Annotated in this window: 25 protein-coding genes; 12 read left to right on the top strand and 13 right to left on the bottom strand. The window is 58.7% G+C overall.

Features of this window, described 5'->3' with window-relative positions:
• The first annotated feature begins 19 nt into the window (after window positions 1-19).
• Both C3Z11_RS05225 and C3Z11_RS16755 read left to right on the top strand, forming a co-directional pair.
• The gene (locus tag C3Z11_RS05225; protein WP_106476856.1) at window positions 20-358 is read left to right on the top strand and encodes a hypothetical protein; all 339 of its coding nucleotides are present in this window, start codon (window positions 20-22) and stop codon (window positions 356-358) included.
• A gap of 91 nt (window positions 359-449) precedes the next feature.
• Complete coding sequence (locus C3Z11_RS16755; protein WP_158700927.1) at window positions 450-602, top strand: hypothetical protein; 153 nt, start codon at window positions 450-452, stop codon at window positions 600-602.
• A gap of 26 nt (window positions 603-628) precedes the next feature.
• Here C3Z11_RS16755 and rep read toward each other — a convergent pair whose 3' ends face one another.
• The 4 genes from rep to pyrE form a co-directional block, all read right to left on the bottom strand.
• Window positions 629-2680, bottom strand: coding sequence for a DNA helicase Rep (gene rep / locus C3Z11_RS05220; RefSeq protein ID WP_106476855.1), 2052 nt, complete (start codon window positions 2678-2680; stop codon window positions 629-631).
• A gap of 99 nt (window positions 2681-2779) precedes the next feature.
• The gene (gene trmL, locus C3Z11_RS05215) at window positions 2780-3250 is read right to left on the bottom strand and encodes a tRNA (uridine(34)/cytosine(34)/5-carboxymethylaminomethyluridine(34)-2'-O)-methyltransferase TrmL (RefSeq protein WP_106476854.1); all 471 of its coding nucleotides are present in this window, start codon (window positions 3248-3250) and stop codon (window positions 2780-2782) included.
• A gap of 112 nt (window positions 3251-3362) precedes the next feature.
• Window positions 3363-3917, bottom strand: a complete 555-nt coding sequence (locus tag C3Z11_RS05210; protein ID WP_106476853.1) for a YfaZ family outer membrane protein — start codon at window positions 3915-3917, stop codon at window positions 3363-3365.
• Between the two features lie 22 nt (window positions 3918-3939).
• The gene (gene pyrE, locus C3Z11_RS05205) at window positions 3940-4605 is read right to left on the bottom strand and encodes an orotate phosphoribosyltransferase (protein WP_106476852.1); all 666 of its coding nucleotides are present in this window, start codon (window positions 4603-4605) and stop codon (window positions 3940-3942) included.
• 85 nt (window positions 4606-4690) lie between these two features.
• Between pyrE and C3Z11_RS05200 the strand changes: the two genes are divergently transcribed.
• The gene (locus C3Z11_RS05200) at window positions 4691-5452 is read left to right on the top strand and encodes an exodeoxyribonuclease III (protein WP_106476851.1); all 762 of its coding nucleotides are present in this window, start codon (window positions 4691-4693) and stop codon (window positions 5450-5452) included.
• 73 nt (window positions 5453-5525) lie between these two features.
• Here C3Z11_RS05200 and rph read toward each other — a convergent pair whose 3' ends face one another.
• Window positions 5526-6248, bottom strand: a complete 723-nt coding sequence (gene rph, locus C3Z11_RS05195) for a ribonuclease PH (protein WP_106476850.1) — start codon at window positions 6246-6248, stop codon at window positions 5526-5528.
• Between the two features lie 194 nt (window positions 6249-6442).
• Between rph and C3Z11_RS05190 the strand changes: the two genes are divergently transcribed.
• Both C3Z11_RS05190 and C3Z11_RS05185 read left to right on the top strand, forming a co-directional pair.
• Window positions 6443-7306, top strand: coding sequence for a YicC/YloC family endoribonuclease (locus tag C3Z11_RS05190; RefSeq protein ID WP_106476849.1), 864 nt, complete (start codon window positions 6443-6445; stop codon window positions 7304-7306).
• A 105-nt stretch (window positions 7307-7411) separates the two neighbouring features.
• The gene (locus C3Z11_RS05185; protein WP_106476848.1) at window positions 7412-8161 is read left to right on the top strand and encodes a glutathione S-transferase family protein; all 750 of its coding nucleotides are present in this window, start codon (window positions 7412-7414) and stop codon (window positions 8159-8161) included.
• A gap of 322 nt (window positions 8162-8483) precedes the next feature.
• Here the strand turns inward: C3Z11_RS05185 and C3Z11_RS05180 are convergent, their stop codons facing one another.
• From C3Z11_RS05180 to C3Z11_RS05165, 4 genes are all read right to left on the bottom strand, one after another.
• Entirely contained in the window at window positions 8484-10520 is a 2037-nt protein-coding gene (locus tag C3Z11_RS05180) for a pyrroloquinoline quinone-dependent dehydrogenase (protein WP_262927242.1), read from the bottom strand.
• A gap of 11 nt (window positions 10521-10531) precedes the next feature.
• On the bottom strand, window positions 10532-10897 hold the full coding sequence (locus tag C3Z11_RS05175) for a hypothetical protein (RefSeq protein WP_106476846.1): 366 nt from the start codon (window positions 10895-10897) through the stop codon (window positions 10532-10534).
• Between the two features lie 278 nt (window positions 10898-11175).
• A complete protein-coding gene (locus C3Z11_RS05170) occupies window positions 11176-11436 on the bottom strand; it encodes an O-methyltransferase (protein WP_106476845.1) in 261 nt (86 codons plus the stop codon).
• 119 nt (window positions 11437-11555) lie between these two features.
• Window positions 11556-12707 (bottom strand): YncE family protein, encoded by a 1152-nt coding sequence (locus C3Z11_RS05165; RefSeq protein ID WP_106476844.1) that lies wholly within the window; start codon window positions 12705-12707, stop codon window positions 11556-11558.
• Between the two features lie 362 nt (window positions 12708-13069).
• Here C3Z11_RS05165 and C3Z11_RS05160 point away from each other — a divergent pair, with 362 nt between their 5' ends.
• Window positions 13070-13903: an inositol monophosphatase family protein gene (locus C3Z11_RS05160; RefSeq protein WP_106476843.1), complete on the top strand. Its 834-nt coding sequence runs from the start codon at window positions 13070-13072 to the stop codon at window positions 13901-13903.
• 15 nt (window positions 13904-13918) lie between these two features.
• Here the strand turns inward: C3Z11_RS05160 and C3Z11_RS05155 are convergent, their stop codons facing one another.
• Window positions 13919-14743 (bottom strand): alpha/beta hydrolase, encoded by an 825-nt coding sequence (locus C3Z11_RS05155; protein ID WP_158700926.1) that lies wholly within the window; start codon window positions 14741-14743, stop codon window positions 13919-13921.
• Between the two features lie 144 nt (window positions 14744-14887).
• On the opposite strand from C3Z11_RS05155, the gene C3Z11_RS05150 reads away from it, so the two are divergent.
• Both C3Z11_RS05150 and C3Z11_RS05145 read left to right on the top strand, forming a co-directional pair.
• Window positions 14888-16393 carry a DNA-3-methyladenine glycosylase 2 family protein gene (locus C3Z11_RS05150; RefSeq protein WP_106476841.1) on the top strand — a complete coding sequence of 502 codons (1506 nt, stop codon included), beginning with the start codon at window positions 14888-14890 and terminating at the stop codon, window positions 16391-16393.
• On the top strand, window positions 16365-16877 hold the full coding sequence (locus C3Z11_RS05145) for a methylated-DNA--[protein]-cysteine S-methyltransferase (RefSeq protein WP_106476840.1): 513 nt from the start codon (window positions 16365-16367) through the stop codon (window positions 16875-16877). Before C3Z11_RS05150 ends, C3Z11_RS05145 begins: the two co-directional genes overlap by 29 nt.
• A gap of 6 nt (window positions 16878-16883) precedes the next feature.
• On the opposite strand, the gene C3Z11_RS05140 is transcribed toward C3Z11_RS05145, so the two are convergent.
• Together C3Z11_RS05140 and C3Z11_RS05135 are read right to left on the bottom strand one after the other, a co-directional pair.
• Complete coding sequence (locus tag C3Z11_RS05140; RefSeq protein WP_106476839.1) at window positions 16884-17618, bottom strand: SDR family NAD(P)-dependent oxidoreductase; 735 nt, start codon at window positions 17616-17618, stop codon at window positions 16884-16886.
• A 90-nt stretch (window positions 17619-17708) separates the two neighbouring features.
• A complete protein-coding gene (locus C3Z11_RS05135; protein ID WP_106476838.1) occupies window positions 17709-18692 on the bottom strand; it encodes an aldo/keto reductase in 984 nt (327 codons plus the stop codon).
• A gap of 248 nt (window positions 18693-18940) precedes the next feature.
• Here C3Z11_RS05135 and gmk point away from each other — a divergent pair, with 248 nt between their 5' ends.
• From gmk to C3Z11_RS05110, 4 genes are all read left to right on the top strand, one after another.
• Window positions 18941-19570: a guanylate kinase gene (gene gmk, locus C3Z11_RS05125; protein WP_106476836.1), complete on the top strand. Its 630-nt coding sequence runs from the start codon at window positions 18941-18943 to the stop codon at window positions 19568-19570.
• Between the two features lie 82 nt (window positions 19571-19652).
• On the top strand, window positions 19653-19907 hold the full coding sequence (rpoZ, locus tag C3Z11_RS05120; RefSeq protein ID WP_106476835.1) for a DNA-directed RNA polymerase subunit omega: 255 nt from the start codon (window positions 19653-19655) through the stop codon (window positions 19905-19907).
• Between the two features lie 45 nt (window positions 19908-19952).
• On the top strand, window positions 19953-22082 hold the full coding sequence (locus C3Z11_RS05115; protein ID WP_106476834.1) for a RelA/SpoT family protein: 2130 nt from the start codon (window positions 19953-19955) through the stop codon (window positions 22080-22082).
• Window positions 22083-22214: 132 nt separating this feature from the next.
• Window positions 22215-22604: a RidA family protein gene (locus C3Z11_RS05110; protein WP_106476833.1), complete on the top strand. Its 390-nt coding sequence runs from the start codon at window positions 22215-22217 to the stop codon at window positions 22602-22604.
• A gap of 98 nt (window positions 22605-22702) precedes the next feature.
• Here the strand turns inward: C3Z11_RS05110 and C3Z11_RS05105 are convergent, their stop codons facing one another.
• Window positions 22703-23578 carry an SDR family oxidoreductase gene (locus tag C3Z11_RS05105; RefSeq protein WP_106476832.1) on the bottom strand — a complete coding sequence of 292 codons (876 nt, stop codon included), beginning with the start codon at window positions 23576-23578 and terminating at the stop codon, window positions 22703-22705.
• Window positions 23579-23597: the final 19 nt, after the last annotated feature.

Raw genomic sequence — 23597 nt, 5'->3', positions numbered from 1 at the left:
TTCAAGCAAGGAAGAGATCATGAAAAACGTATTGGGTATTCGCACTATTGCCGCTCTGGTCTTGGCCGTTGCGCTACCTGCCGCCGCCAATGCCAGCTTGATCGACCATGACGTTTACAGTCGTTTAAGTCACAGCGACGCGCAGGCCGAAGCGCTCAGCCAGTTGAGCCAACCGCTCGACACACAGTCTGTCAGCTATAACGGCGAAGCGCGGAGCGTCACGGTCAGCGATAACGAAGGCCACAGTGCCGCCGCCGACAAGTCGCTCGCTCAGATCGCCAGCCAGACCAGCGTCGCGACCCATTTCGACAGCCACTATGACGAGCAGAACTCGCTGGGGCATTCCTCTAGCTGGTAAACCGGGGTTTACGACCAGGTTATAAATGCCGCCCGATCAAGGGCGGCGCTTTCAATGATGGTTTAGTCAGCAATAGCGTAAGGAGGGAAGTGTGAAAGCGCGCCTGATCATTGCCCTGGTCGTGGTCGCCATAGTGGCTTCCGTATCTACCCTACACCAGCGCAGGCGATGGGCACGCAGTTCGCGCAAGGCTGTCCGCGCCATGCGCCGGGCGTCTCGCCATCCGGCCTGTCAGGAGTGTTGATGGCGACATCACCTCACCACGCCAGGTTATCCCAGCAGTGACCTCAACCCATTGATCGCGCTCTGACCACGCTCGCGCTTCTTGTCCGGGTCTTCCTTGTCGGCACGCCCTTCCCACTCAAGATCTTCCGGCGGCAGCTCATCGAGGAAACGGCTCGGTGCGCACTCCATCATTTCGCCATAGGTCTTGCGCTGGCGCGCTAGTGTCAGGGTCAGCGTCTGGCGCGCGCGGGTAATGCCGACGTAGGCGAGCCGGCGTTCTTCTTCAATAGTACCGCTCTCGATCGAATTGCGATGCGGCAGTAACTCTTCTTCCAGTCCCATCACGTAAACGTGCGGGAACTCGAGTCCCTTGGAGGCGTGCAGGGTCAGAAGCTGAACCTTGTCGGTGTCGTCTTCCTGGGCCTGTTGGTCGAGAATGTCGCGCAGTACCAAGCGCGAGATCGCCGCTTCAACATCGTCGGTTTCTTCACTGCCCTCGTCGCCCTCTTCCTCGTCGCGGTGCATCGACTTCTCAAGCTGGTCGATGAGGATATGCACATTAGCCATGCGCTTCTCAGCGATGATCGGCGCACTGGCGTTCTGATAGAGCCACGACTCATAGTCCATCTCACCGAACATGGCGCGGATCGCCGCAATCGCGTCGCCCTGATCCATACGGCGGCGAATGCCTTCAAGGAAGTGATTGAAGCGTCCCAGTCGGTCAACGGCGCGTTCGTTAAGCACCTGAGCCAAGCCCAGCTCGCTGCAGGCAGAGAACAGGCTGATGCGGCGCTCGCTGGCGTAGTTGGCGAGCTTCTCCAGCGTGGTCGGGCCTATCTCGCGGCGCGGCACGTTGACGATACGCAAAAAGGCATTGTCGTCAGCGGGGTTGATCAGCAGCCGCAGGTAAGCCATCGCATCCTTGATCTCATTGCGTGAGAAGAACGAGGTGCCACCGGAAAGCTTGTAGGGCACCTGATAGTGCTGCAGCTTGAGTTCGAGCAGACGGGCCTGGAAGTTGCCGCGATAGAGCACGGCGAAGTCCTTCCATTTGGCCGATTCCTTGATCCGCCGCGTCAATATCTCGCTCGCTACACGCTCGGCCTCGGCCTCCTCATTGCGGTTGACCACAACGCGAATCGACTCGCCGAGCCCCTTGTCCGACCACAGCGTCTTTTCATAAACGTGTGGGTTATTGGCAATCAGGGTGTTGGCAGCGCGCAGAATCACTGCGGTGGAACGGTAGTTCTGTTCGAGCTTGATGACGTTGAGGCGTGGGAAGTCCTCGCCGAGCTGCACCAGATTTTCCGGCCGCGCACCGCGCCAGGCATAGATCGACTGGTCATCGTCCCCGACCACGGTGAAGGTCTGGCGCTCGGCCATCAACATGCGCACCAGCTGATACTGGCTTGAGTTGGTGTCCTGATACTCATCGACCAGCATGTAGTGGATGCGCTTGCGCCATTTGGCCAACACCTCGGGATGACGCTCGAACAGCGTCGCCGGCAGCATGATCAGATCATCAAAATCGACCGCGTTGTAAGCCTTCAAGTGACGCACGTAATGCTCATAAAGCCGTGCGGCATAGGCCTCATCCTCATTGGCGGCGTGAGAGAGCGCATGGCCGGGCAGAATCAGGTCGTTTTTCCAGCTCGATATCGTGCTCTGCACCTGATTGATCTGATCGGCATCGACCTGCGCATCCTTGTTCATCAGGTCACGCAGCAGCACCTTGGCATCTTCAGGGTCGAACAGCGAGAAGCCCGGGCGCAGCCCAAGCGTCTTGAGTTCGGCACGGATGATGTTGAGCCCCAGGGTGTGGAAGGTCGACACGGTCAGGCCGTGCCCTTCACGCCCCGGCAGGAGCTGCGAGACGCGTTCTTTCATCTCGCGGGCGGCCTTGTTGGTGAAGGTCACCGCAGCGATGCGCCGCGCGCTCATCCCGCATTCGCGTACCAGATAAGCGATCTTGGTGGTGATCACGCTGGTCTTGCCGGAACCGGCGCCGGCGAGCACCAGGCAGGGGCCGTCGATGTATTTTACCGCTTCCTGCTGGCGCGGGTTGAGCTTGGCGAGGCGATCACGAATATCGTTCATGGCACGTTTACTCGGTATTCGGAAACGGTATTGACTACGCTCACACCGCTAGGCGGCGTGAACGCGAAACTATCGACGAGAAGAAACAGGCAGCTTGGTTTACAGCGCTGCGGCACCCTCGAACCCCAACTGCCGCCACGCCTCGAACACGATTACCGCACAGGCGTTGGAGAGGTTGAGGCTGCGGCTGTCAGCCAGCATCGGGATACGAATGCGCTGCTCAGGCGGCAGGGCATCAATCATCGCTTGCGGTAAACCGCGCGTCTCGGGGCCAAGTACCAGCGCATCGCCGCTGCGATAGGCCGGCTCGTGGTGGCCAGTGCGGCCACGCGTTGACACCGCGAATATACGCTGTGGTGCGACAGCCTCGACAAATGCATCGAAATTGCGATGGCGGCTGACCCGCGCCCACTCGTGATAGTCGAGTCCAGCGCGGCGCAGGCGCTTGTCATCAAGTGCAAAACCGAGCGGCTCGATCAGGTGCAGACGAAAACCAGTGTTAGCGCATAGCCGAATGATGTTGCCTGTATTGGGCGGAATCTCCGGCTCGTAAAGGACGATATCTAGCATGCGGGGTTATATGTTCCTGATGACGGATACCGTCCTTTTTTGCTGACATCCGGCGTCTGGCTTACGGCCTTGACGCCTACATGATCCTCGCGCGACGTGATGGCGCGTACAATCAGAAGCCTACGCTGGCACCCAGTACTGGACCGCTGTCGAGTGTTTCGCCGCCGTGATCGTCAAAGTCGGCGTGGTAATAGCGATAACCGGCGTAGACATAGCTGCCACCAATGATATGGAAGCGGGCCCGTGCGCCATATTCATAGCTTTCATCGACATCCCCGTGGGTCAGGCCTTCCGGCGTATAGAAGCCGTAGCCGCCGACCGAGACACGCGGAATTGGTGTGCCAACATAGGCTGAACCGCCCAGACCGAGGCCGCCGCCATCACCGTAATAATCACTGTCGAGATACTGATAGCGTGCGCCGACGCTCAGATCGACCCCCGGTAGCCAGGGAGAGAACATCAGTGAGCCGGAATAGGCCTTGGTGTTATGACCGCTGTCGTCAGTGCTGTAATAACCCAGCCCAGCCTGCCAGCCTGGCAGCAGCGATTGAGTGGCTTCGACACTGACGGAGTCTTCTCCACCGGTGGCGCTGAGGCCCAATGCCATGGCATTGGCGCTAGCCAGCGCCATGCCTGAACCGATAAGCGCAAAAACGATCTTCTTCATGATGATCTTCCTTAAATAAATCTTACTTTGCCGTAGAAGACGCTACGCCATAGCGTGCACGATAGTCACGGATCGCATCCGCGTGTGCCTTGAGCGACTCGCCAGCGTGCGTTTCGAGATATTCCAATATACGATCTAGCGTTACGATCGGCACAACCGGCATGCCATACTGTGATTCGATTTCCTGAATGGCGCTCTGCTCGCCCTGGCCGCGTTCCTGCCGATCAAGCGCGATCACGACACCGGCGGCGCGGGCGCCTGATGCTTCGATCAGGGACATCACTTCACGAATTGCCGTACCTGCCGTTATCACGTCGTCTATGATCAACACATTACCTTTGAGGGTGGCACCAACGATGCTGCCCCCCTCGCCATGATCTTTTGCTTCCTTGCGATTGAACGCATAGGGCAAATTGCGGTCATGATTCGTGGCAAGTGCCACACAGGTGGTAGTCGCCAGGGGGATACCCTTATATGCGGGACCGAACACGACATCAATATCGAGTTCGGCACGTACGACCGCCTCAGCGTAGCAACGCCCTAATGTCGCCAGGGCGCGGCCGCTGTGAAAATGTCCGGCGTTGAAGAAATAAGGGCTGACACGCCCGGATTTCAGCGTGAATTCACCAAAGGACAGCGCTTTTTCAGCGATAGCGAATTCAATGAACTCGCGCTGATAGTCGTACATCCCTAACACCTTTTTTATGGGTCGGCATTTACCAAAATGTTTCAAGCTCGGGTATCATACACGCGCGAAAAACAAGGGACCATGTATGAAAATCGCCAGCATCAATGTTAATGGCATCCGCGGCGCGGTTGAACGAGGTTTTCTCGATTGGCTGGGTGAGCAGGATGCCGATGTCGTCTGCGTACAAAATTTAAAAGCCAAGAGCTTCGAGCTAGAAGACGACATTCTTTACCCCGAAGGCTATGAAGGTTATTTCCTCGATGCCGAACAGGACGGATTCGCCGGTGTCGGGCTCTACTGCCGTCAGATACCCAAGGCGATCATGTACGGCCTGGGTTTCGAGCAGTGCGATAACGAAGGACGCTTCTTGCAGGCCGACTATGACAAGTTCAGCGTCGCCTCATTCCTGATGCCTGAGGACCCGCACGCCAAGCAGCGCTTCATTGCCCAGTACAGCGAGTATCTCAACAAGCTGCGCCGCAAGCGCCGTGAGTACATTATCTGCGGAACATGGAACATCGCTCACAAGACGATCGATCTGGCCAACTGGTCCGATTATCAGAGCACGCCGGGTTTCCGTCCGGAAGAGCGCGCCTTCATGGATCAGGTATTTGGCCCGATGGGGTTCATCGACACCTTCCGTGAGATCGACCGCGACGCCGGGCAGTACACCTACTGGCCGAAGCTCGACCAGGAAGTACAGCGTCATCGTCAGGATGGCTGGCGTCTCGACTACCAGATCGTCGGCCCCAACCTGCAGCGCAACATCAAGGATGCCTGGATCGATACTGAAGCCAGATTCTCCGAGTTCGCGCCGTTGATTGTCGAGTACGATCTCGAAATCTGAGGTGCCCCGGTCCCGCACCCCCAACGCCGGCCTTAACACAAGGCCGGCGTTGTTGTATCACGCCAACAAAAGGCTACTCGACCATGCCCAGCGCGGCGCGCTGATGGGCGAACAGTTCGGCGCCGGCCTTTTCAGCCAGATCGATCATTGCGTTGAGCTCGTCGCGCGAGAAAGCCGCTTTTTCCGCCGTACCCTGCACCTCGATCAGTCCACCGCTTTCCGCCATCACCACGTTGAGGTCGGTGTCGGCGCTGGAATCTTCGAGATAATCAAGATCAACCACCGGCGTGCCCTTGTAGACCCCGACCGACACTGAACTGACCAGCTGCTGGAACGGATCGGTCTTGATCATCTTCTTGCGTTGCAGGTAATGGATCGCGTCGATCAGCGCCACACAGCCGCCGGTGATTGAGGCAGTGCGGGTGCCGCCATCAGCCTGGATTACATCGCAGTCGACCGTAATGGTGAATTCTCCCAGCTTATTGAGATCGACCGCGGCGCGCAGAGAACGCCCGATCAGGCGCTGAATTTCAAGCGTACGCCCGCCCTGCTTGCCTCGCGCCGCCTCACGGCCGCCACGGGTATGGGTAGCACGCGGCAGCATGCCGTATTCAGCGGTGATCCAGCCCTGATTCTTGCCACGTAGCCAGCGCGGCACGCCGGCTTCAACGCTTGCGTTGCACAGCACCTTGGTATCGCCGAACTCCACCAGCACTGAGCCTTCCGCATGGCGGGTGTATTCACGCGTTAGTCGAATCTCACGGGAAACGTCGGGTTGTCGTCCACTTGGGCGCATATCAGCTCATGACCTATAAAATATTCAAAAAACGAAATCGGTAGCTACCGCAGTGCGCTTCATCTGTGCACGCACGGCAGCGTGAGCGCGCCATTCTACACGATGCCATCCGCATGCATGGTCTGATCGGGTACACTAAATAGCTTAACCAAAGACTCGTTGACGCTTTTGCATAGCGCACGCAAGGAGACCCCATGGTCCGGAGCATGACTGCCTTCACCCGTGAAACGCTGGAAGCCGATTGGGGCAGCCTGCAACTTGAGCTACGCAGCGTCAATCAGCGCTATCTTGATCTGCACTTTCGTCTACCCGACATGCTGCGTGATCTGGAAACACCCTTTCGCGAACAGCTGCGCACCCGTCTGTCACGTGGTAAGGTCGAATGTACGCTGCGCTTTGAACCGGCCGAAGGCGGTGAAACGTTAAGCGTCAATCGTGAGCGGCTCGAAGCGCTGGCCATTGCATTAGGCGAGGTCCAGCTGCAGATACCGGAAGCGGGCATTCCCAATACCCTGACGCTACTTAACTACCCCGGCGTGCTGCACCGTGAAGGGCTCGACTTCGAAATCATCAAAGCTGCCTCACTCGAACTATTCGACACTGCCCTCAATGATCTCAACGCTGGCCGCGAGCGTGAAGGTGCCCGCCTCGCCGAACTGATTCAGGAGCGCCTGAACGGTGTTAGTCAGCAGGTCAACGAAGTGCGCGCGCATCTTCCCGGCATTCTTCAGCGTCAACGCGCCCAGTTGCTCGAACGGCTTGAAACGGTACGCACTGAACTCGACCCTAACCGGCTAGAAACGGAACTGGCGCTGCTGGCGCAGAAATCCGATGTCGCCGAGGAGCTCGATCGCCTTGAAACGCACGTCGTGGAAGTTTCGCGCCAACTCAAGCAAAAAGGCCCGGTCGGCCGTCGCCTCGATTTTTTGATGCAGGAACTCAACCGCGAAGCGAACACGCTGTCATCGAAGGCCGTGGTCACCGACACCACCCGCTGCGCGGTGGAGTTGAAAGTGCTAATCGAGCAGATGCGTGAGCAGATTCAGAATATTGAGTGATATGCCCATCTTCGGGATGCCGACGCGCATCCCGCTACCTTCCCTCTCATGCGCTACGCTGAAGGTCACCAATAAACGTTGTTGATGCCAGCTCAGGAAGCGCTCATGTCCATCACGCTCTATGCCCACCGCCTTTCCCAGCCCTCTCGCGCCGTCGAGATTTTGTTGCGTGAACTCTCGATTGATTACGACTTCCATGAAGTCGATTTTGCCGGCGGAGAAACCCGCACCGAGTGGTTTGCCGATATCAACGCCTTTCAGACCGTGCCCGCGCTAGTGGCTACCGATGCTGAAGGGGAGAAGCTCGCGCTCGGTGAAAGCCAGGCGATCATGATGTATCTGTGCCGCACGGTCGCTGATCGGGAGACCGCACAGCGGTGGTATCCCGGCGATCAGGATGTGACGCGCGCAGCACAAATCGATCAGTGGCTCGCCTGGTATCAGAACAACCTGCGTCGCTTCGACATGTTTCACCACATCATGAACCTGCAGCTGACGCTGCCCATGCTCAAGCGTGAGATTCAGGCCACGCTACTCAAGCCACTACAGGAAAACCTCAAGCCGGGACTGGCCACGCTGGAAGCCCATTTTGAGCGCCAGCAAAACGGTGCCCATCCACCAACGCTTTTGGGTGATGAACACCCCACCCTTGCTGATCTCGCCATGGGCTGCGAGCTCTACCAGATCAAGGCAGCAGGCTATCGGTTTGATGGCTACCCACAGGTGAGCGCGTGGCTGGGAGGCGTGGCCGAACGGGTACACTTCAAAGCAGTGAGTGAGGAAGTAGCTACGCTGGGGCAGGAGATTCAGGAACAGAGCGGGGATTATCTGGCGCTTGAAGACGCGTTCAGGTGAGTAAGATTTGGGCGAGTTAGGGCGGTGGCGAATACTGCCAGCTGTGATGAAGCACTCACATACTGAGACTCCTCTTCGAGATCATTGAAATGGCCTATTTTTTTCATCATTCGTCACCTCCCACTTAACGCCGCGGCTAGAATGGCTTGGTGAAGCGTTGGATAAGCTCGGATGCGCTCCAGGCAGCTTTGTTTTTTTCCGCCGAAGCCAGCAGGATGAACACAGCAACACCTTGACCTGCAAAACATCCACCCCCTGCGATACAACCTAAAACGGGGCGGACCTTGTGGCCCGCCCCGTATCACTGCCAGCCGTTGAAGGCTTAGTCGTCGTTCTGCGGCAGTGCGTAGACCGCGATCTGATCGCCGACCTGATCCTTCAAGATCGTGTTACCGCCGGCGACGAAAGCAACATACTCGCGACCCTTGTACTCGTAAACCGAGGGATTCGCCACGGCAGGAGCCTCGGCCTGATCCGACCACAACTCTTCGCCGGTTTTGAGCGAGTAGGCGCGGAGTTTGGCATCCATCGAGGCACCGATGAATACGACGCCTCCGGCCGTTACTGCCGCACCGCCGATGGTGGGTGATCCCCAGCTTTCAGGCATGAAGAAGCCATACTGCTGCGAAGCGCCTATCGGGCGGCGCCACTTCACATCGCCGGTGTGCATGTCTATCGCCACGATCTCACCGAAGGGCGGCTCCCAGCACGGCATGCCGAGCCAGTTGCGCGCCACCATCAGCCGCATGCCATAGGGCGCGCCTTCCTGTGGGGCAAAGCCACTCTCATTGCCTGAGCCGCTGTCGGCCTTCTCGTAAGCTTCACGGTCATAAAGCTTGATGTACTGCACGATATGCGAGGTGTTGACGATAGCTGTCTGGCTTTCCGGGTCAAAGGCCACTCCACCCCACTGTACGCCGCCTGAGCTGTCGGGATAGGTCAGCGCACCCTCGCCCTTGGTGGTGGGCGGGGTATACATGCCGCGATAATCCAGGTTGTCCCACAGCTTCGAACACTGACCGAAGCCCACCGCATCGGCCAATCCCCAGACTTCCGGCTTCTCGGCCTGATCGAGCAGCGGAGCAGGTTTAGTCGGGAAGGGCTGCGTCGGCGAGTAAACTTCGCCCTCAACGGAGCCGTCACCCTGCGGCACCGGGCGCTCCTCGATCGGCCAGACATCCTCGCCAGTCAGACGGTTGACCACGAATAGAAAGCCCTGCTTGGTTGATTGCACCAGCGCCGGGATCTGCTTGCCGTCCACGGTGATGTCCATTAGCGTCGGCGCGGCATTGATATCGTAATCCCAGACATCGTGATGGACCCATTGACGCGACCAGACCACCTTGCCGGTATTGACATCAAGTGCGGTGGTCGAGGTGCCCAGCGGCACGCTCTCGGTACGATTGCCTCCCCAGTAGTTGGGCGATGGCGACGACACCGGCAGATAAACCAGGCCATGTTCCCGATCAGCCGACATGTGCGTCCACACGTTGGCGGTGCCGCTCTTCTGGCGCATGTCATCGGAGAGCGCCTGGAATGCCCATTCACGCTCGCCGGTACGTGCATTAATCGAGAATACGGTGCCGGGCGGTGCCTGCTCGTATGCCCAGTCCATGCCGGCCCAGCCGAGAATCAGATGATCACCGACGACAGTCGGGGGCTGCAGCACGGACAGCGGCCACTTATCGTTGGTATCGTTCCACTGGTTGATATTGAGTACGCCGTTGTCAGCAAAGCCCTTGCAGAGTTCGCCGCTATCAGCATCCAGTGCATAAAGCTTTGCATCCATCGTGCCCATGTAAACGATCTTCTGGCAGGGCTCGCCCGCCACCGGATCGTCCGCCTGCCAGTAGGAGACACCACGGTTTTTCAGAACGGGCTGTGTCAGCGCTTCAAGCTTGGAATGGGTGTCGAAACTCCATTTCTCCTTGCCGGTGCCGGGGTCGAGCGCGATCAGCCTATAGAAGGGCGTACCGACATACATCGTGTCGTTGGCAAAGACAGGCGTCGCGGACCAGACGGTTGCGGGTATTTCGCCCGAGCCGTCCGAGACGTCACCGGTATGGAATTCCCAGACCTTTTCCAGCTTACCGACGTTGTCGGCAGTGATCTGTTTAAGCGGGCTGTATTTCTGCGCGTTGAGCTGGCCGTGGAAACTGTCCCAGGTCGGATTTTCGGGCACGAGGGGGATCGGTGGTTGGACGGAATCATTTCCCGCTGTGCTGCTCTCCTGTCCGGTCGGCTCGTTCTGTGTGGTTGGCTGATCCTGTGCCAGCAGCGGTGCGGGAGTAATGAACAGCGTGAGCGCCGCAGCCGTACCGAAGCGTCGCGCGCGCGAGGTAGAGACTAGTATCGCCATGGAGCGGCTCCTCATGAATGGGCGGTGCGGTGGGCGTGATGGGGGCGCATCATGTCAATGATCAATCCGACAAGACCGACGACCATGGCAACGCAAAACCACCACTGATGCAGAAGGAGTCCTGCGAAGCAGGCGCCGGCAAGCTCCAGCAGGATCAGAATGCGTAGCGCATTGCGCGCGCCACGACCTTTCAGCGCCGGCAGAACAAGCGCCAGAACAGCCAACAGGATGCTCACCAGAATGATGGCCAGCGCACCGAGTGTGCCGGTGACGCCGGTCAACGGTGTGAAATAGGCATAAAGTGCAATGGCGAGCCCGACAAGTGAGGCTGCACAAAGCACTATCGCGCCTAGTGCTTGCGATCGATATTGCGACATGAGGTTGCTATCTCCTTTGAATCGAATCTAGACACCCGACTTCCGTAGCGATGCTGGCTTGGTACGGCACCGAAGCAAGAACGCAAGCAGAGTTTAGTAGCGCTTCAAACTCCGATGTGCGCTTCGACGCCCGACGCCATGCTAGCGGTGCTGTGGCAACAACCACTCTTCGGTTCGGGAACCGATTTCCTAGGAACATGGCACCGAAGAGCCAAGCATTGAGGGTTCAGGCATCCGACTCGACCGGCTGACTTCGAGGCCGATGCCCACCGGCAATATCACGCTCGAAATGCCGGCCTGGCGCGGATAGCGCCGCCATAGTGCTTCACCTCTTCGTTGCCAGGGCGCAGCATGTTGTCAGCGACAATAATCACGCCCGGATTTAGCTTAGGATAAAAATCCTCTAAGCAGGGCGCAAAAAGATTCTTCCCCAGGCCGACGAAGATGACATCTAAACCGGAGGGCAGCGTCTCGACCATCTTCACGATATCGCCGACCTTGAAGTCGACATGTCCAGCCGATCCGACCTGGGTCATCATGTGAAGGTGCCCAGCGCGACGATGCTGGACGCATCGAGACTACGCACAAGAACATTGAGAAGAAGACCTTTTCCCGGCCGATGACCCCTAGCAGGACCGCTACGGACCAGCCGCTGAAGTTACGGCACCAGCCGCGCTATGCCGTCCGGAGCCTTGGACTGATATTTGTCGTCCAATGGCTGCTTGAGCGAGACCCATACCGTCGCATTGTCCGGATCGAAGGCCAGACTGTTGGGCATGGTCTCGAACATCTGCTCGCCTACGCGCCGGTAGTTTTCGGTATCGAAAATCATCACACGGTGGGCGTCACGCTGTGTGACATAGAGCCGCTGCGCATGGGCGTCGAACTTCACCGCCAAGCTGCTCGCACCGGCATCAAGCTGGTGCATGATCTTGCCGCTGCGCGTGTCGATCACGCTGACCGTGTCGCTCTTGGCGTGAGTCACGAACAGGCGATGGCCTTTGGCATCGAGTGCCAGATTGAGAGGGTTCTCGCCGCCCGCCGCCCAGCGCGCAACGATCTCGCCGCTGCTCGTATCCACCACCCGCACGCTGCTGTCCTTGTAGGTCGAGACGTACAAGCGCTGAGCAGCACTGTCCACGACGATGCCGGTGGCCCAGACACCGAAATCAGGCAGCGTCTTCTTCAATGTCAGCGTCTTGGCATCGATCGCCCAGACGACGCTGTCGTCGCCAACACCGCTTATATAGAGCGTCTCGGTGACGGGATCGAGCGTCATCTCACGCGGGTTGGGACCAAACGGCTTCTCTTCGCCCTCGACCGGCTCCGGCGTCGGTTCGACCAGCTGTAGTGTCTTGATTGCGCCGCTGTCGACGTTCAGCGCGCTGATCGCCTGGTCGAGAGTATGGCCGACGAACAGCGTGGGAGTGCGCTCATCGAAGGTCAATCCGAACGCCTTGTGCGGCAGCGTCCACTGCTGCTCGATCTTCAGCGTCTGCGGATCGAGCCGGTAGACCGTGCCACCCCGCTCATTTTCGAAGCCATTCGCCGCCGCTGCGAACAGCGCCTTTAACGATGGACTCCAGACCAATTCATAGACGCCATCGGCCACAGCAGCCTGCTGCGCAACGTGCCAGGAGGAACTGTGCTGTTCACTCTGCTCCGTTGCACTCGGTGCGGCATTCGCTGCGTCGGCACTCGACAATAGCAACGGACTGAAGGTCAGAGCGACAACGCTGACCGTTCCCCACCCCAGCATGGTGCGACGAATAGCGGAGGTGGCCGAACGTAGGACGTGATGCTGATGCATGCATTTGCTCTCCCTGCTTATGAAATGGACGCGATGGCCAAAGAAATGTACTGCAAATCACTACTACATGGTAATGATTATCTATTTCATGCAGAAAGAGGGAATTGATAACACAGAAAAATACTGTCCTACCCCGTTCGCAACATATCGATCGGGACGGGTCTTGACCACCCACGACGGTGATCGGCACAGACCACCATCGACAACGGGCAGAAATCGACAATCAGTGCGCGTCGAGAATACTCCCGGCTGAAACCAGTGGCAGACCATGCGGCACTGCTGCCGAATGGAGTGATCTGCAGCACCTTGTGCAGCCTGCAATGAGGGCATACCGTGTTCCTACATCCTCAAGGAGCCTATCCATGACCCTCGACCAGACCGCTACACAACAGCTCATCGACATCGTTCGCCGTGCCGCCAAGGCGGAGATCCTGCCGCGTTTTCGCAACCTCGACGCCGATGCCATCGAGACCAAGAGCGGCCCCGACGATCTGGTGACGATCGCCGACAAGGGCGCAGAGAAGATTATTACCGCCGAGGTGGCGAAGGCGTTTCCCAATGCCACCATCGTCGGCGAGGAAGCCGTTGCCGAGGATGCGTCATTGCTGGGTAACATTGCCGGCGCCGAGATGGCAGTAATCATTGATCCGGTCGACGGCACCTGGAACTTCGCGCGTGGCCTCAATCAGTTCGGCGTGATTCTCTCCGTCGCCAGTCAGGGCGAGACCGTGTTTGGCCTGCTCTATGACCCGGTAGTGGATGACTGGATCGTCGCCCGCCGCGGCGAAGGTGCCTACTATGGCCGCCCGGACGGCACTGAACGTCGGCTGCAGGTTTCTGATACCACACAGATGGAGAACATGGTCGGGTCGACCTCGATCCGGCTGTTTCCCAAACCGCAGCAATACCAGCTCGCCGCGCTGTTTCCGGAGTTCAACCGCATCATGTCGTTCGGCTGCGCCTGTCATGAGTACCGCACCATGGCGTTCGGGCACGTGGATTTCATGCTCACGGCCAAGCTGATGCCGTGGGATCATGCCGCCGGCGTGCTGATCCATCAGGAAGCTGGCGGCTATGCGGCGCTGCTCGACGGCCGCGCCTATAGCCCGGCAATCCACGAGGGACGTATGCTCGCCGCCAGCTCGCGTGAAAATTGGGAAAAACTGCGTGATCGGTTCGATTTTCTCGCCGAATAATCCGCGCCCACCCGCTCAGGTTGCCAGCGTCACCTGTCTCGTCAATTCGCTTTCGGCGTCGGCGAGCAGGTCCATCACGCTAAAATGGTGATAACCGGCATATTCGATGGCACGCGTATCGAGGCCGAAACCGGTCCAGACGTTGGCAAGCAGTGCGTTCTGGCGGCGGAACTCGTCCAGTTCGCCGCCGCCGCAGGCACAGACCAGCTCGAAGCTATGCCCTGGCCGGCCCAGCGCCGGGCTAAGCTCAATCGCCTCCTGCTCATCGAGACGCAGCGCGTCATTGAGATCGGTGGTATTGAGCAGCGGACGTAAATCATGAACGCCACTGATCGAGACGACACGTTTGATATAGCGGCGCGCCGCATCCGACAGCCCACTCGCCTCGCTGACCACGTAGCTGACCAACTGACCGCCAGCAGAGTGGCCAGCAAGCACTACCGGCGCGTCATGCCAATGGGTGACTGCGACTTCAATGGCCTGGGTTGCACAGGAGGCAATGTGACTCATGCGCACCGTGGGGCACAGCGGATAATCAGCGATGACCACACGCCAGCCGCGCGCCAGCGCACCGGCGGCGAAGTGATGGTGATCATTCTTGCTCAGGGCGCGCCAGTAGCCACCGTGAAACAGGATCAACGTGCCGTTGACGTCACCCTCGGGATGGTAGACGTCGAATGCCTCGCGAGATTCGCGCCCATAGGCAAGATCGCGTTCGAGCCGCGCGTCGTGCTGACGCGCAAATGCTTCGCTCTGGGTCGACCAGGCAGCGATCAGCGCAGCGGAGTCTGTGACAGCAAGACGGTTGGAATAGGCGGTGTCCCAATCAGTGATAGGCATATACGCGCGTTCTCTATAATTGACATGTTCCCTAATCCTAGTGCGTCCGGACCGGAAGCCAAAATCACGGCGTTGCATGGTGGAGATCATCTTGATGGCCGAATCCGGCCAACCCGGCCTCGCTTCTCGGGCTAGGATATCGCTATGAACGAGACTCCTCAGGCCCTATACACGGCCCTTCAGGCGCGCGATGCCCGCTTCGACGGCCGCTTCTTCGTCGGCGTGATCTCGACCGGAATTTACTGTCGGCCGGTCTGTCCGGCGCGCACGCCGCGCTTCGACCGCTGCCGCTTCTTCTCACATGCGGCACTAGCCGAGAAGCACGGCTTCCGCCCCTGTTTGCGCTGTCGTCCCGAACTCGCCCCTAGCGACGGTCAGCATGCACTGCTCGGCCACGGCATGGCGCGCGCACTGGTCCAGGCCGCGGCACGGCTGATCGAGCAAGGCGCACTCAACAACGATAACAGCGCAGCGCTGGCGGCAAGGATTGGCGTCTCGCCGCGTCACCTCAATCGCCTGTTCAAGGCTGAATTTGGCGTTTCACCGCTCGACTACCAGCTGACCCAGCGGCTGCTGACCGCCAAACGTCTGCTCGTCGACAGTACGTTATCGATGACCGAGATCGCCTACGCCGCTGGCTTTGGTAGCGTCAGACGCTTCAATGCCCTGTTTCACGAACGCTATCAGCTCAGTCCGCAGCAGTTGCGCGCTAAAAATTCCGGTAACGATGCCGCAACGTTGACCTTCACGCTGAGCTATCGCCCACCGCTGGCCTGGGGAGCGCTGCTCGATTATCTGACTCAACGCGCTATCACCGGCGTCGAATATATTGCTGATAACTGCTATCAGCGCAGCGTCACGATGAATGGTCTGCACGGCTGGATCAGCGTAACGCCGCTGCCGGGACGCCATGCCCTGAGCGTCACCTTCCCCGCAGGCCTGGCGCCGGCCAGCATGGCGCTTATCCAGCATGTGCGCCGCATGTTCGACCTCGACTGCCGGCCCGATCTGATCGATGCCCACCTCGCCGAGCTGGCCAATGAATTGCCCGGTATCCGTGTCCCCGGTGGTGACAGCGGCTTCGAGATTGCGGTGCGTGCGGTGATCGGCCAGCGTATATCCGTTTCCCGCGCCCGCGATCAGCTTGCCTATCTTAGTGCGGCCTTCGGCCGGCCGCTTGCTACCGCGCCGTCCGGTCTGAAGCGGCTATTTCCCGATGCCGAAAGCATTGCCGCACAGTCAGTCGAAACTCTGCACGGGGTGGGTATCGAGTATACCAAGGCAGCAACACTCAAACGCCTCGCTGCATCGATTCATCAGGACGGGCTATGCCTGACGCCAGAGGCACCGCTGAAGCAGACGCTAACGGCATTGCTTTCAATCAAGGGGATCGGGCCGTGGACGGCGCAGTACATTGCGATGCGCGCACTCAGCTGGCCCGATGCCTGGCCCAAGGGTGATTGGGCACTAGAGCGGCAACTGGCGCACTATCCGCAGCCGGCCAAGGAGTTACTGGTGCGCTGGGCGCCGTGGCGCGCCTATGCGGCGATGCATCTATGGCGACAACACGCCGTCGGTAAGCAGTGCCTGCTATCGTCGGCGAGCGAGCAGGAGAAAAGTGATGACAATGCACTATGCCACGATCAATAGCCCACTGGGAGAGATCGTCATTCGCGTCGAGGATGACGCGCTCAGCGGCGTATTCTTTACCGGGCAGCGCTATTTCCCGCTGCTGCCCAAGGCGTGGCGTACCACTGGTAACGATCACCGCCTGCTGGATCAGGCCGCAGAAGAGCTGAATGCCTTTTTCGCCGGGGAGCGTTTGTCGTTTACCCTGCCGCTAGCGGCGCGCGGCACGCCGTTCCAGCAGCGCGTATGGCAGGCACTGCAGGACATATCTTATGGCGAATGCGCAAGCTATGGCGATATCACCCGCCGACTAGGGCTGGCACCGGGCGCTGCGCGGGCAGTGGGCGGCGCAATCGGCCGCAATCCACTTTCGATCATCGTGCCGTGTCACCGTGTGGTCGGTAGCCAGGGGAAGCTGACCGGCTACGCCGGCGGGCTGACGCGTAAGCAGGCGCTGCTGGCCTTGGAGCAGGGCGAAGCGTTACCGCCCAGCCTTGTGTCCTGACGGGCTCTAGACGTGCTGGCCACCGTTGACATGGATCTCGGCACCGTTTACGTAGGAGGCCGCGTCGGTGCAAAGAAAATAGATCGTCTCCGCGACTTCTTCGGGCCGCCCCAGCCGGTTCATTGGGATGTCATGATCAACGATCTCGTCGGTACCGGGCGAGAGAATTGCCGTGGCGATTTCGCCGGGCGAGATGGCATTGACCCGCACACCGTACTGGCCGAATTCGGCCGCCATCTCACGGGTCAATGTTGCCAGTGCCGCCTTGGACGCGGCGTAGGCGGCACCGGCGAAGGGATGAACGCGGCTACCGGCGATCGAAGTGATGTTGATCACTACGCCACCCGCTGCCCTGAGTTCATCGAACAGATGACGGGCCAGCAACGCGGTCGAGAACAAGTTGACGTTGAAGACGCTGACCCAGTCGGCATAATCAGTGCCGAGGACGCCAAGACGTCCGCCTTCTTCATTCTTGGGCGAGATACCGGCATTGTTGATAAGCGCATGCAGCTTGCCGCCCTTGAGCCGTGAGCGGATCTCTTCGATGCCGGCCGACAGTGTCTGAGGATCACTCAGATCGAACTGGACATGGTCTACCTTGCCGCTGAGCCATGGACATTCCGACGCGAAGGCGTGGCGCGATACGGTGATGACCCGCCAGCCAGCGGCGTTGAAACGCTTGACCGTGGCATGACCGATGCCGCGGCTCGCGCCGGTGAGAATGACGACCTTCTGCTCCATGCTCTACTCCACTGGCGATCGGCGTGACAAGGATCACGCCGCATCGCTCACTTATAGCGTCACGTTGGCGTGACGTGCAATGCCTGTCATCTAACGGTTGAGTGCCTGCATCTGCGCTTCAGGATAACGTTCCCCCGCAGCGGCACCCAGGGGCATCGCCCGTTCGATGCGACTCAGCTCTTCCGTGCTGAGTTCAACCTCAAGCGCGCCGAGATTTTGTTCTAGATAATGGCGTTTCTTGGTGCCCGGTATCGGCACGATATCCTCGCCGCGTGACAGCACCCAGGCCAGTGCTAGCTGCGCCGGTGTGCACCCCTTCTTCATGGCAATGCTTTCCACTTCGGCGACCAGGTCGAGATTGCGGCGGAAGTTGTCGCTCTGAAAGCGCGGCGCATTGCGGCGAAAGTCGCCTTCCGGCAGGTCCTCGCGGCGCTTGATCTGACCGGTCAGAAAACCGCGTCCGAGCGGGCTGTAAGGTACGAAGCCAATGCCCAACTCGCGCACGGTGGGCAACAGCTCGGTTTCGACATCACGAGTCCATAGCGAATATTCGGTCTGCAACGCAGCAATGGGATGAACGTCATGGGCGCGCCGAACCGTCTCCGCAGCAGCTTCGGACAGGCCGAGATAGCGTACCTTGCCCTCCTTGACCAGCTCGGCCATCGCACCGACGGTGTCCTCGATGGGCGTATTGGGGTCGACACGGTGCTGATAATAGAGATCGATAGTTTCGACGCCCAACCGCTTCAGGCTCGCCTCGCAGGCCTGACGTACGTATTCGGGACGGCCACTGACGCCCTGAAAGCTGCCATCTTCGCCACGTACATTGCCGAATTTGGTTGCCAGCACGACGCCATCACGGCGATCGCGGATAGCGCGACCCACCAATTCCTCGTTGTGGCCGACGCCGTACATGTCGGCCGTATCAAGCAGGGTGACGCCCAGCTCGAGAGCGCGATGAATGGTGGCAATGGCTTCGCTTTCGTCGCGGCTGCCATAGAATTCGGACATCCCCATGCAGCCCAGGCCGAGCGCGGATACGGTCAGTGACTGGCCGAGCGTTCGTGTTTGCATTAGTCACTCTCCTTGCGATGCTATGTATCAGTGGTCCGTTAGCCTGTTAAGCAGCATAGAAGCTCATGCCAGGGACAACGAATGAAACCTGCCCTTGCGGGTAAAGCAGCATCCACCTTCCTGCCAAGGAGATTTGTGCGATAATGACCACAATCGGTCTGTTGACCTTGGTCATGCGGCCCCACTCATATTCATAAGCCTGCGTCCTGACGACGTGCCTTATATTCCTGCGAATGCGAACGCTAGCCATGCAAGGGACTCTCTACATCATTTCCGCCCCCTCAGGTGCCGGCAAGACCAGCCTGGTGCGGGGCCTGATCGAGTCGACCGCCAATATAGGCGTCTCGGTCTCTCATACCACGCGGTCGATGCGCCCTGGCGAGGCCGATGGTGTGAACTACCATTTCGTCGACGAAGCTACGTTTGAGCTGCTGATCGAGCGCGGCGAATTCTTTGAGCACGCGTGGGTATTCGACCGCCACTACGGCACCTCACGGATCGAGGTGGAAAAACGCCTGAATGCCGGTGAGGATGTAATTCTGGAAATCGACTGGCAGGGAGCCCGACAAGTGCGCCTGCAGATGCCGGAAGCCGTCTCGATCTTTATTCTGCCACCCTCTTGGCAAGCGCTTAACGAGCGGCTTTCCCACCGCGGTCAGGACGACGTAGCGACGATTGCCCGACGGATGCGTGATGCCGTCAGTGAAATGTCACATTTCGACGAATACGACTACGTTATCGTCAATGACGATTTCGACGTGGCGCTCGGTGAGCTCAGAAGTCTGATCAGCGCCGAACGTCTTCGCCTGTCACGCGTACGTGCTCGACATGGCGCGCTTTTGCATGACCTCTTGTCACATATGGAGGACGTCGAGTAGACTCGATATCCCCCCGAAGATTTACATCAAGTCATCCTCATTTTTACTATCGATTAACCGATAAACGACCAGGTACCGACTCATGGCGCGAGTAACCGTTGAAGATTGTCTGGAAAATGTTGAAAACCGCTTCCAGCTGGTCATGATCGCGACCAAGCGTTCACGTCAGCTAGCACGCGGCACGCGTAATCCTCATGTGGGATGGGAAAACGACAAGGCCACGGTTGTTGCTCTGCGTGAAATCGCCGAAGGCCACATCGACGCAAGCGTGCTCGATGAGCCCACAGAAGCACTACCGCCGCGTCCGCGTCGTGATCCAGCAGAGTACGAGGGCTGAGACAGGCGCGCCCGTTAGCGCCTGTCCGATTCGGAAACGCACGCCATGTTTACGATTGATGATCTCGCCGACCGCCTCGGTGGCTATCTGCCCGCTGATGAGATATGCCAGGTCAAACGTGCGTTCTACTACGCCGAGCAAGCCCACGACGGCCAGCGCCGTCGTTCGGGTGAACCCTATGTGACCCATCCGCTGGCGGTCGCCAATATCCTCGCCAACATGCACATGGACTATCAAAGCCTGATGGCCGCCATGCTGCATGACGTGATCGAGGATACGGGTGTCTCCAAGGAAGCGTTGATCAAGCAGTTCGGCAATGAAGTTGCCGAGCTGGTTGATGGCGTGTCGAAGCTGACTCAGATCACCTTCGAGGACAAGGCGGTCGCTCAGGCTGAGAACTTCCAGAAGATGGTATTGGCAATGTCGCGCGATATCCGTGTCATCATTGTCAAACTCGCCGATCGTCTGCATAACATGCGCACCCTCGGGGCACTCAGGCCCGACAAGAAGCGCCGTATTGCCCGCGAGACGCTGGAAATCTACGCCCGTATCGCCAGCCGTTTAGGGATCAACACGATTCGTGTTGAACTTGAGGACTTATCGTTCCAGGCGATCCATCCCATGCGCGCCGAGCGCATCCAACGTGCAGTGGTCAAGGCACGCGGCAACCGTCGCTCGATGGTGCGCCACGTGCAGAGCACGCTGCAGAAGTGCCTCGATGATGAAGGGCTGCCCGGTACGGTGATCGGTCGTCAGAAGCATCTGCTGTCGATCTATCACAAGATGCGTGACCAGCGTAAATCGTTCAGTGAGTTGATGGATGTATTCGGGTTTCGCATCATCACCGACCGCGTCGATACCTGTTATCGCATCCTCGGGGCAGTGCATAACCTCTACAAGCCCGTGCCGGGACGTTTCAAGGATTACATCGCGATTCCCAAGGCCAATGGCTACCAGAGCCTGCATACCACGCTGTTCGGCATGAATGGGATTCCCATCGAAGTGCAGATCCGTACGCGTGAAATGGAAGCGATGGCCAACAACGGCATCGCCGCGCATTGGCTCTACAAGGCGGGTCAGACCGACCGGCCGATTGCCATGGGGAGTCACGCGCGTGCGCGCGAGTGGGTGCGCGGTCTGCTTGAGATGCAGCGCCACGCCGGCAACCCGCTGGAGTTCATCGAGCACGTCAAGAACGACCTGTTTCCCGATGATATCTATGTCTTCACGCCCAAGGGCGACATTATGGAGCTGCCCCATGGGGCGACGGCCGTCGATTTCGCCTATACGGTGCATACCGATATCGGCAACAGCTGTATTGCCTGCCGCATTGACCGCCATCTGGCGTCGCTGTCGACCCCGCTCGAAAGCGGCCAGACGGTAGAAATCATCACAGCACCTGGGGCACGCCCGAGCCTCGGCTGGCTTTCATTTGTTGTCACCGCCAAGGCCCGTTCGGCAGTACGTCATTATCTCAAGCATCAGCAGCGCAGCGATTCGGTCCAGTTGGGCAGGCGTCTGTTGAACAAGTCGCTGGACGCCTTCGACGCCCGTCTTGAAACGCTGCCAGAGGGTCGCATGGAGGCCTTGCTTGAGGAGATGGCATTAGACGGAGAAGATGATCTGTTCGATGCGATCGGGCTTGGCAACAAGGTTGCCTACAGCGTGGCGCGACGTTTGGTGTTTACCGATACCGCTGCCGCTGCCGAAGAGCCCACAAGCAATACCACGGGGCCGATTGCGATCAGTGGCGCCGACAGCATGATGATCAGCTTCGCCCGCTGCTGCCACCCACTGCCGGGAGATCCTATCGCCGGACACATGAGTGTCGGCAAGGGCATCGTTGTGCACCGCAGTGATTGTCGTAATATCGATGACTGTCGCAGCGATCCGGAAAAATGCTTCCCGCTGGAATGGTCCAACACTATCGAAGGCGACTTCCCCGTTGCGCTGCGCCTGGAAATCGAGACACGCCGTGGCCTTGTGGCCGAGCTGGCGAGTCTGGTCACCGACGCCGAGGCCAACATTGAACGCATCGGGATTGAAGAGCGTGATGCTCGCCTGTCAATCATCAACCTGATTCTTGCCGTCAAGGATCGTATTCACTTGGCACGCATCATCAAACGTATCCGTAACTTGCATCATGTCAGCAAGATTACCCGCGTAAAGAACTGATATCGATTTATTGACCGTCTGCCGGATTTCAACGGCCGGCGGTCATGTTTTTAATGGCGCACCGTCACGCAGAGCGAGTGCGCTTGTCACTCACGATTGGCCACTACTATAACTGAACGCAAGGAGCACAATATGAGCAATCGCGCTGCGATTCATACCGACAACGCCCCTGCCGCTATCGGCCCATACTCTCAGGCCATCAAGGCCGGTAACACCATTTATCTGTCCGGACAGATCCCGCTCGATCCCCAGACCATGGAACTGGTCGGTGGCGATATCGAAGTCCAGGCTCATCAGGTATTTGCCAATCTGCGTGCGGTCTGTGAAGAAGCGGGCGGTTCCCTCAATGATATCGTCAAGCTCAACCTTTATCTGACCGATCTGGACAACTTCGCCAAGGTCAACCAGATCATGGAAGGCTACTTCGGTAAGCCTTACCCGGCTCGCGCCGCGGTCGGCGTCAAGGCGTTGCCCAAAGGCAGTCAGTTCGAAGCGGAAGGCGTGATGGTGATCGGCGACTGAGCGCTTGATCGTCTCAAGTCCATGAATAAAAAAAGCGAGAGCCGTGGCTCTCGCTTTTTTTAGGCGTGTACCTTGCGATACCACACGCGTTTACTTCGTCACTTTGTTTCCACAGTTACGATGCCGGCCTCTTTCAGCACCTGCCGGTAGCCTTCGCGAAAGGTGGGATACTCAAAGCGATAACCGAGCTCAACAAGCCTAGTATTATCGCAGCACTTACTGGCACGCCGACGTAGCGGCGATTGAATCGTCTCATGCGACTCAACCTTGAGTTGCTTGGCCAGCCAGGTCATAACGTCGTGTATCGGCGCCGACTCACAATCGCTGGCTAAATAACGATCAGCGATCGGCTCGCCGTTCATGGCCCGTTCAATGAGATAAACCAATACGCCGGCACAGTCGTCGCGGTGAATGCGGTTGGAATGCATCACGGGATTGGCCGCCGCGATGCGCCCATCCCTGACCTGCCGGATCAGGCGATCACGCCCCGGGCCATAGATCCCCGAAAAGCGTACCAATGTACCCGGCAGCGGACTGTTGAGCAGCTGCTGCTCGGCTTCGACCATCAATTGACCGGAAAATCCGCTCGGCGCCGTCTCGCTCTCTTCGTTGACCAGTTCACCGTCCTGCTGACCATAGACGGAGGTCGACGAGACGAAGAAAACATGCGCAGGCGGAACATCACGTGCTTCAAGCACTTTCAGTGTACGAGCAAGACCGTCAACATAAGCCACCTTATAGGCTTCTTCTTCAAAACGATCAGCACTGATAGCATATACTACGATGTCGGCATGAGGCAGCGCATCAAACGCGTCCTCTGCATTGACGTCGAGCGCCAATGGCTCGATACCCGTACCGGCCAGCGCGGCGACATTACGCCGGGCGCCGATAACACGATATCCTTTGGCAAGTAATCGGATACCCAATGTACTTCCTACATCGCCACAACCGAGAATAAGACACGTCTTGTTCACCTTTCCGCCACTCCTTGGT

This window comes from Phytohalomonas tamaricis, from assembly GCF_003012345.1.
Taxonomy (GTDB): domain Bacteria; phylum Pseudomonadota; class Gammaproteobacteria; order Pseudomonadales; family Halomonadaceae; genus Phytohalomonas; species Phytohalomonas tamaricis.
The sequence above is the reverse complement of the archived record's forward strand: the minus strand, read 5'-3'. Positions and strand labels throughout refer to the sequence as shown.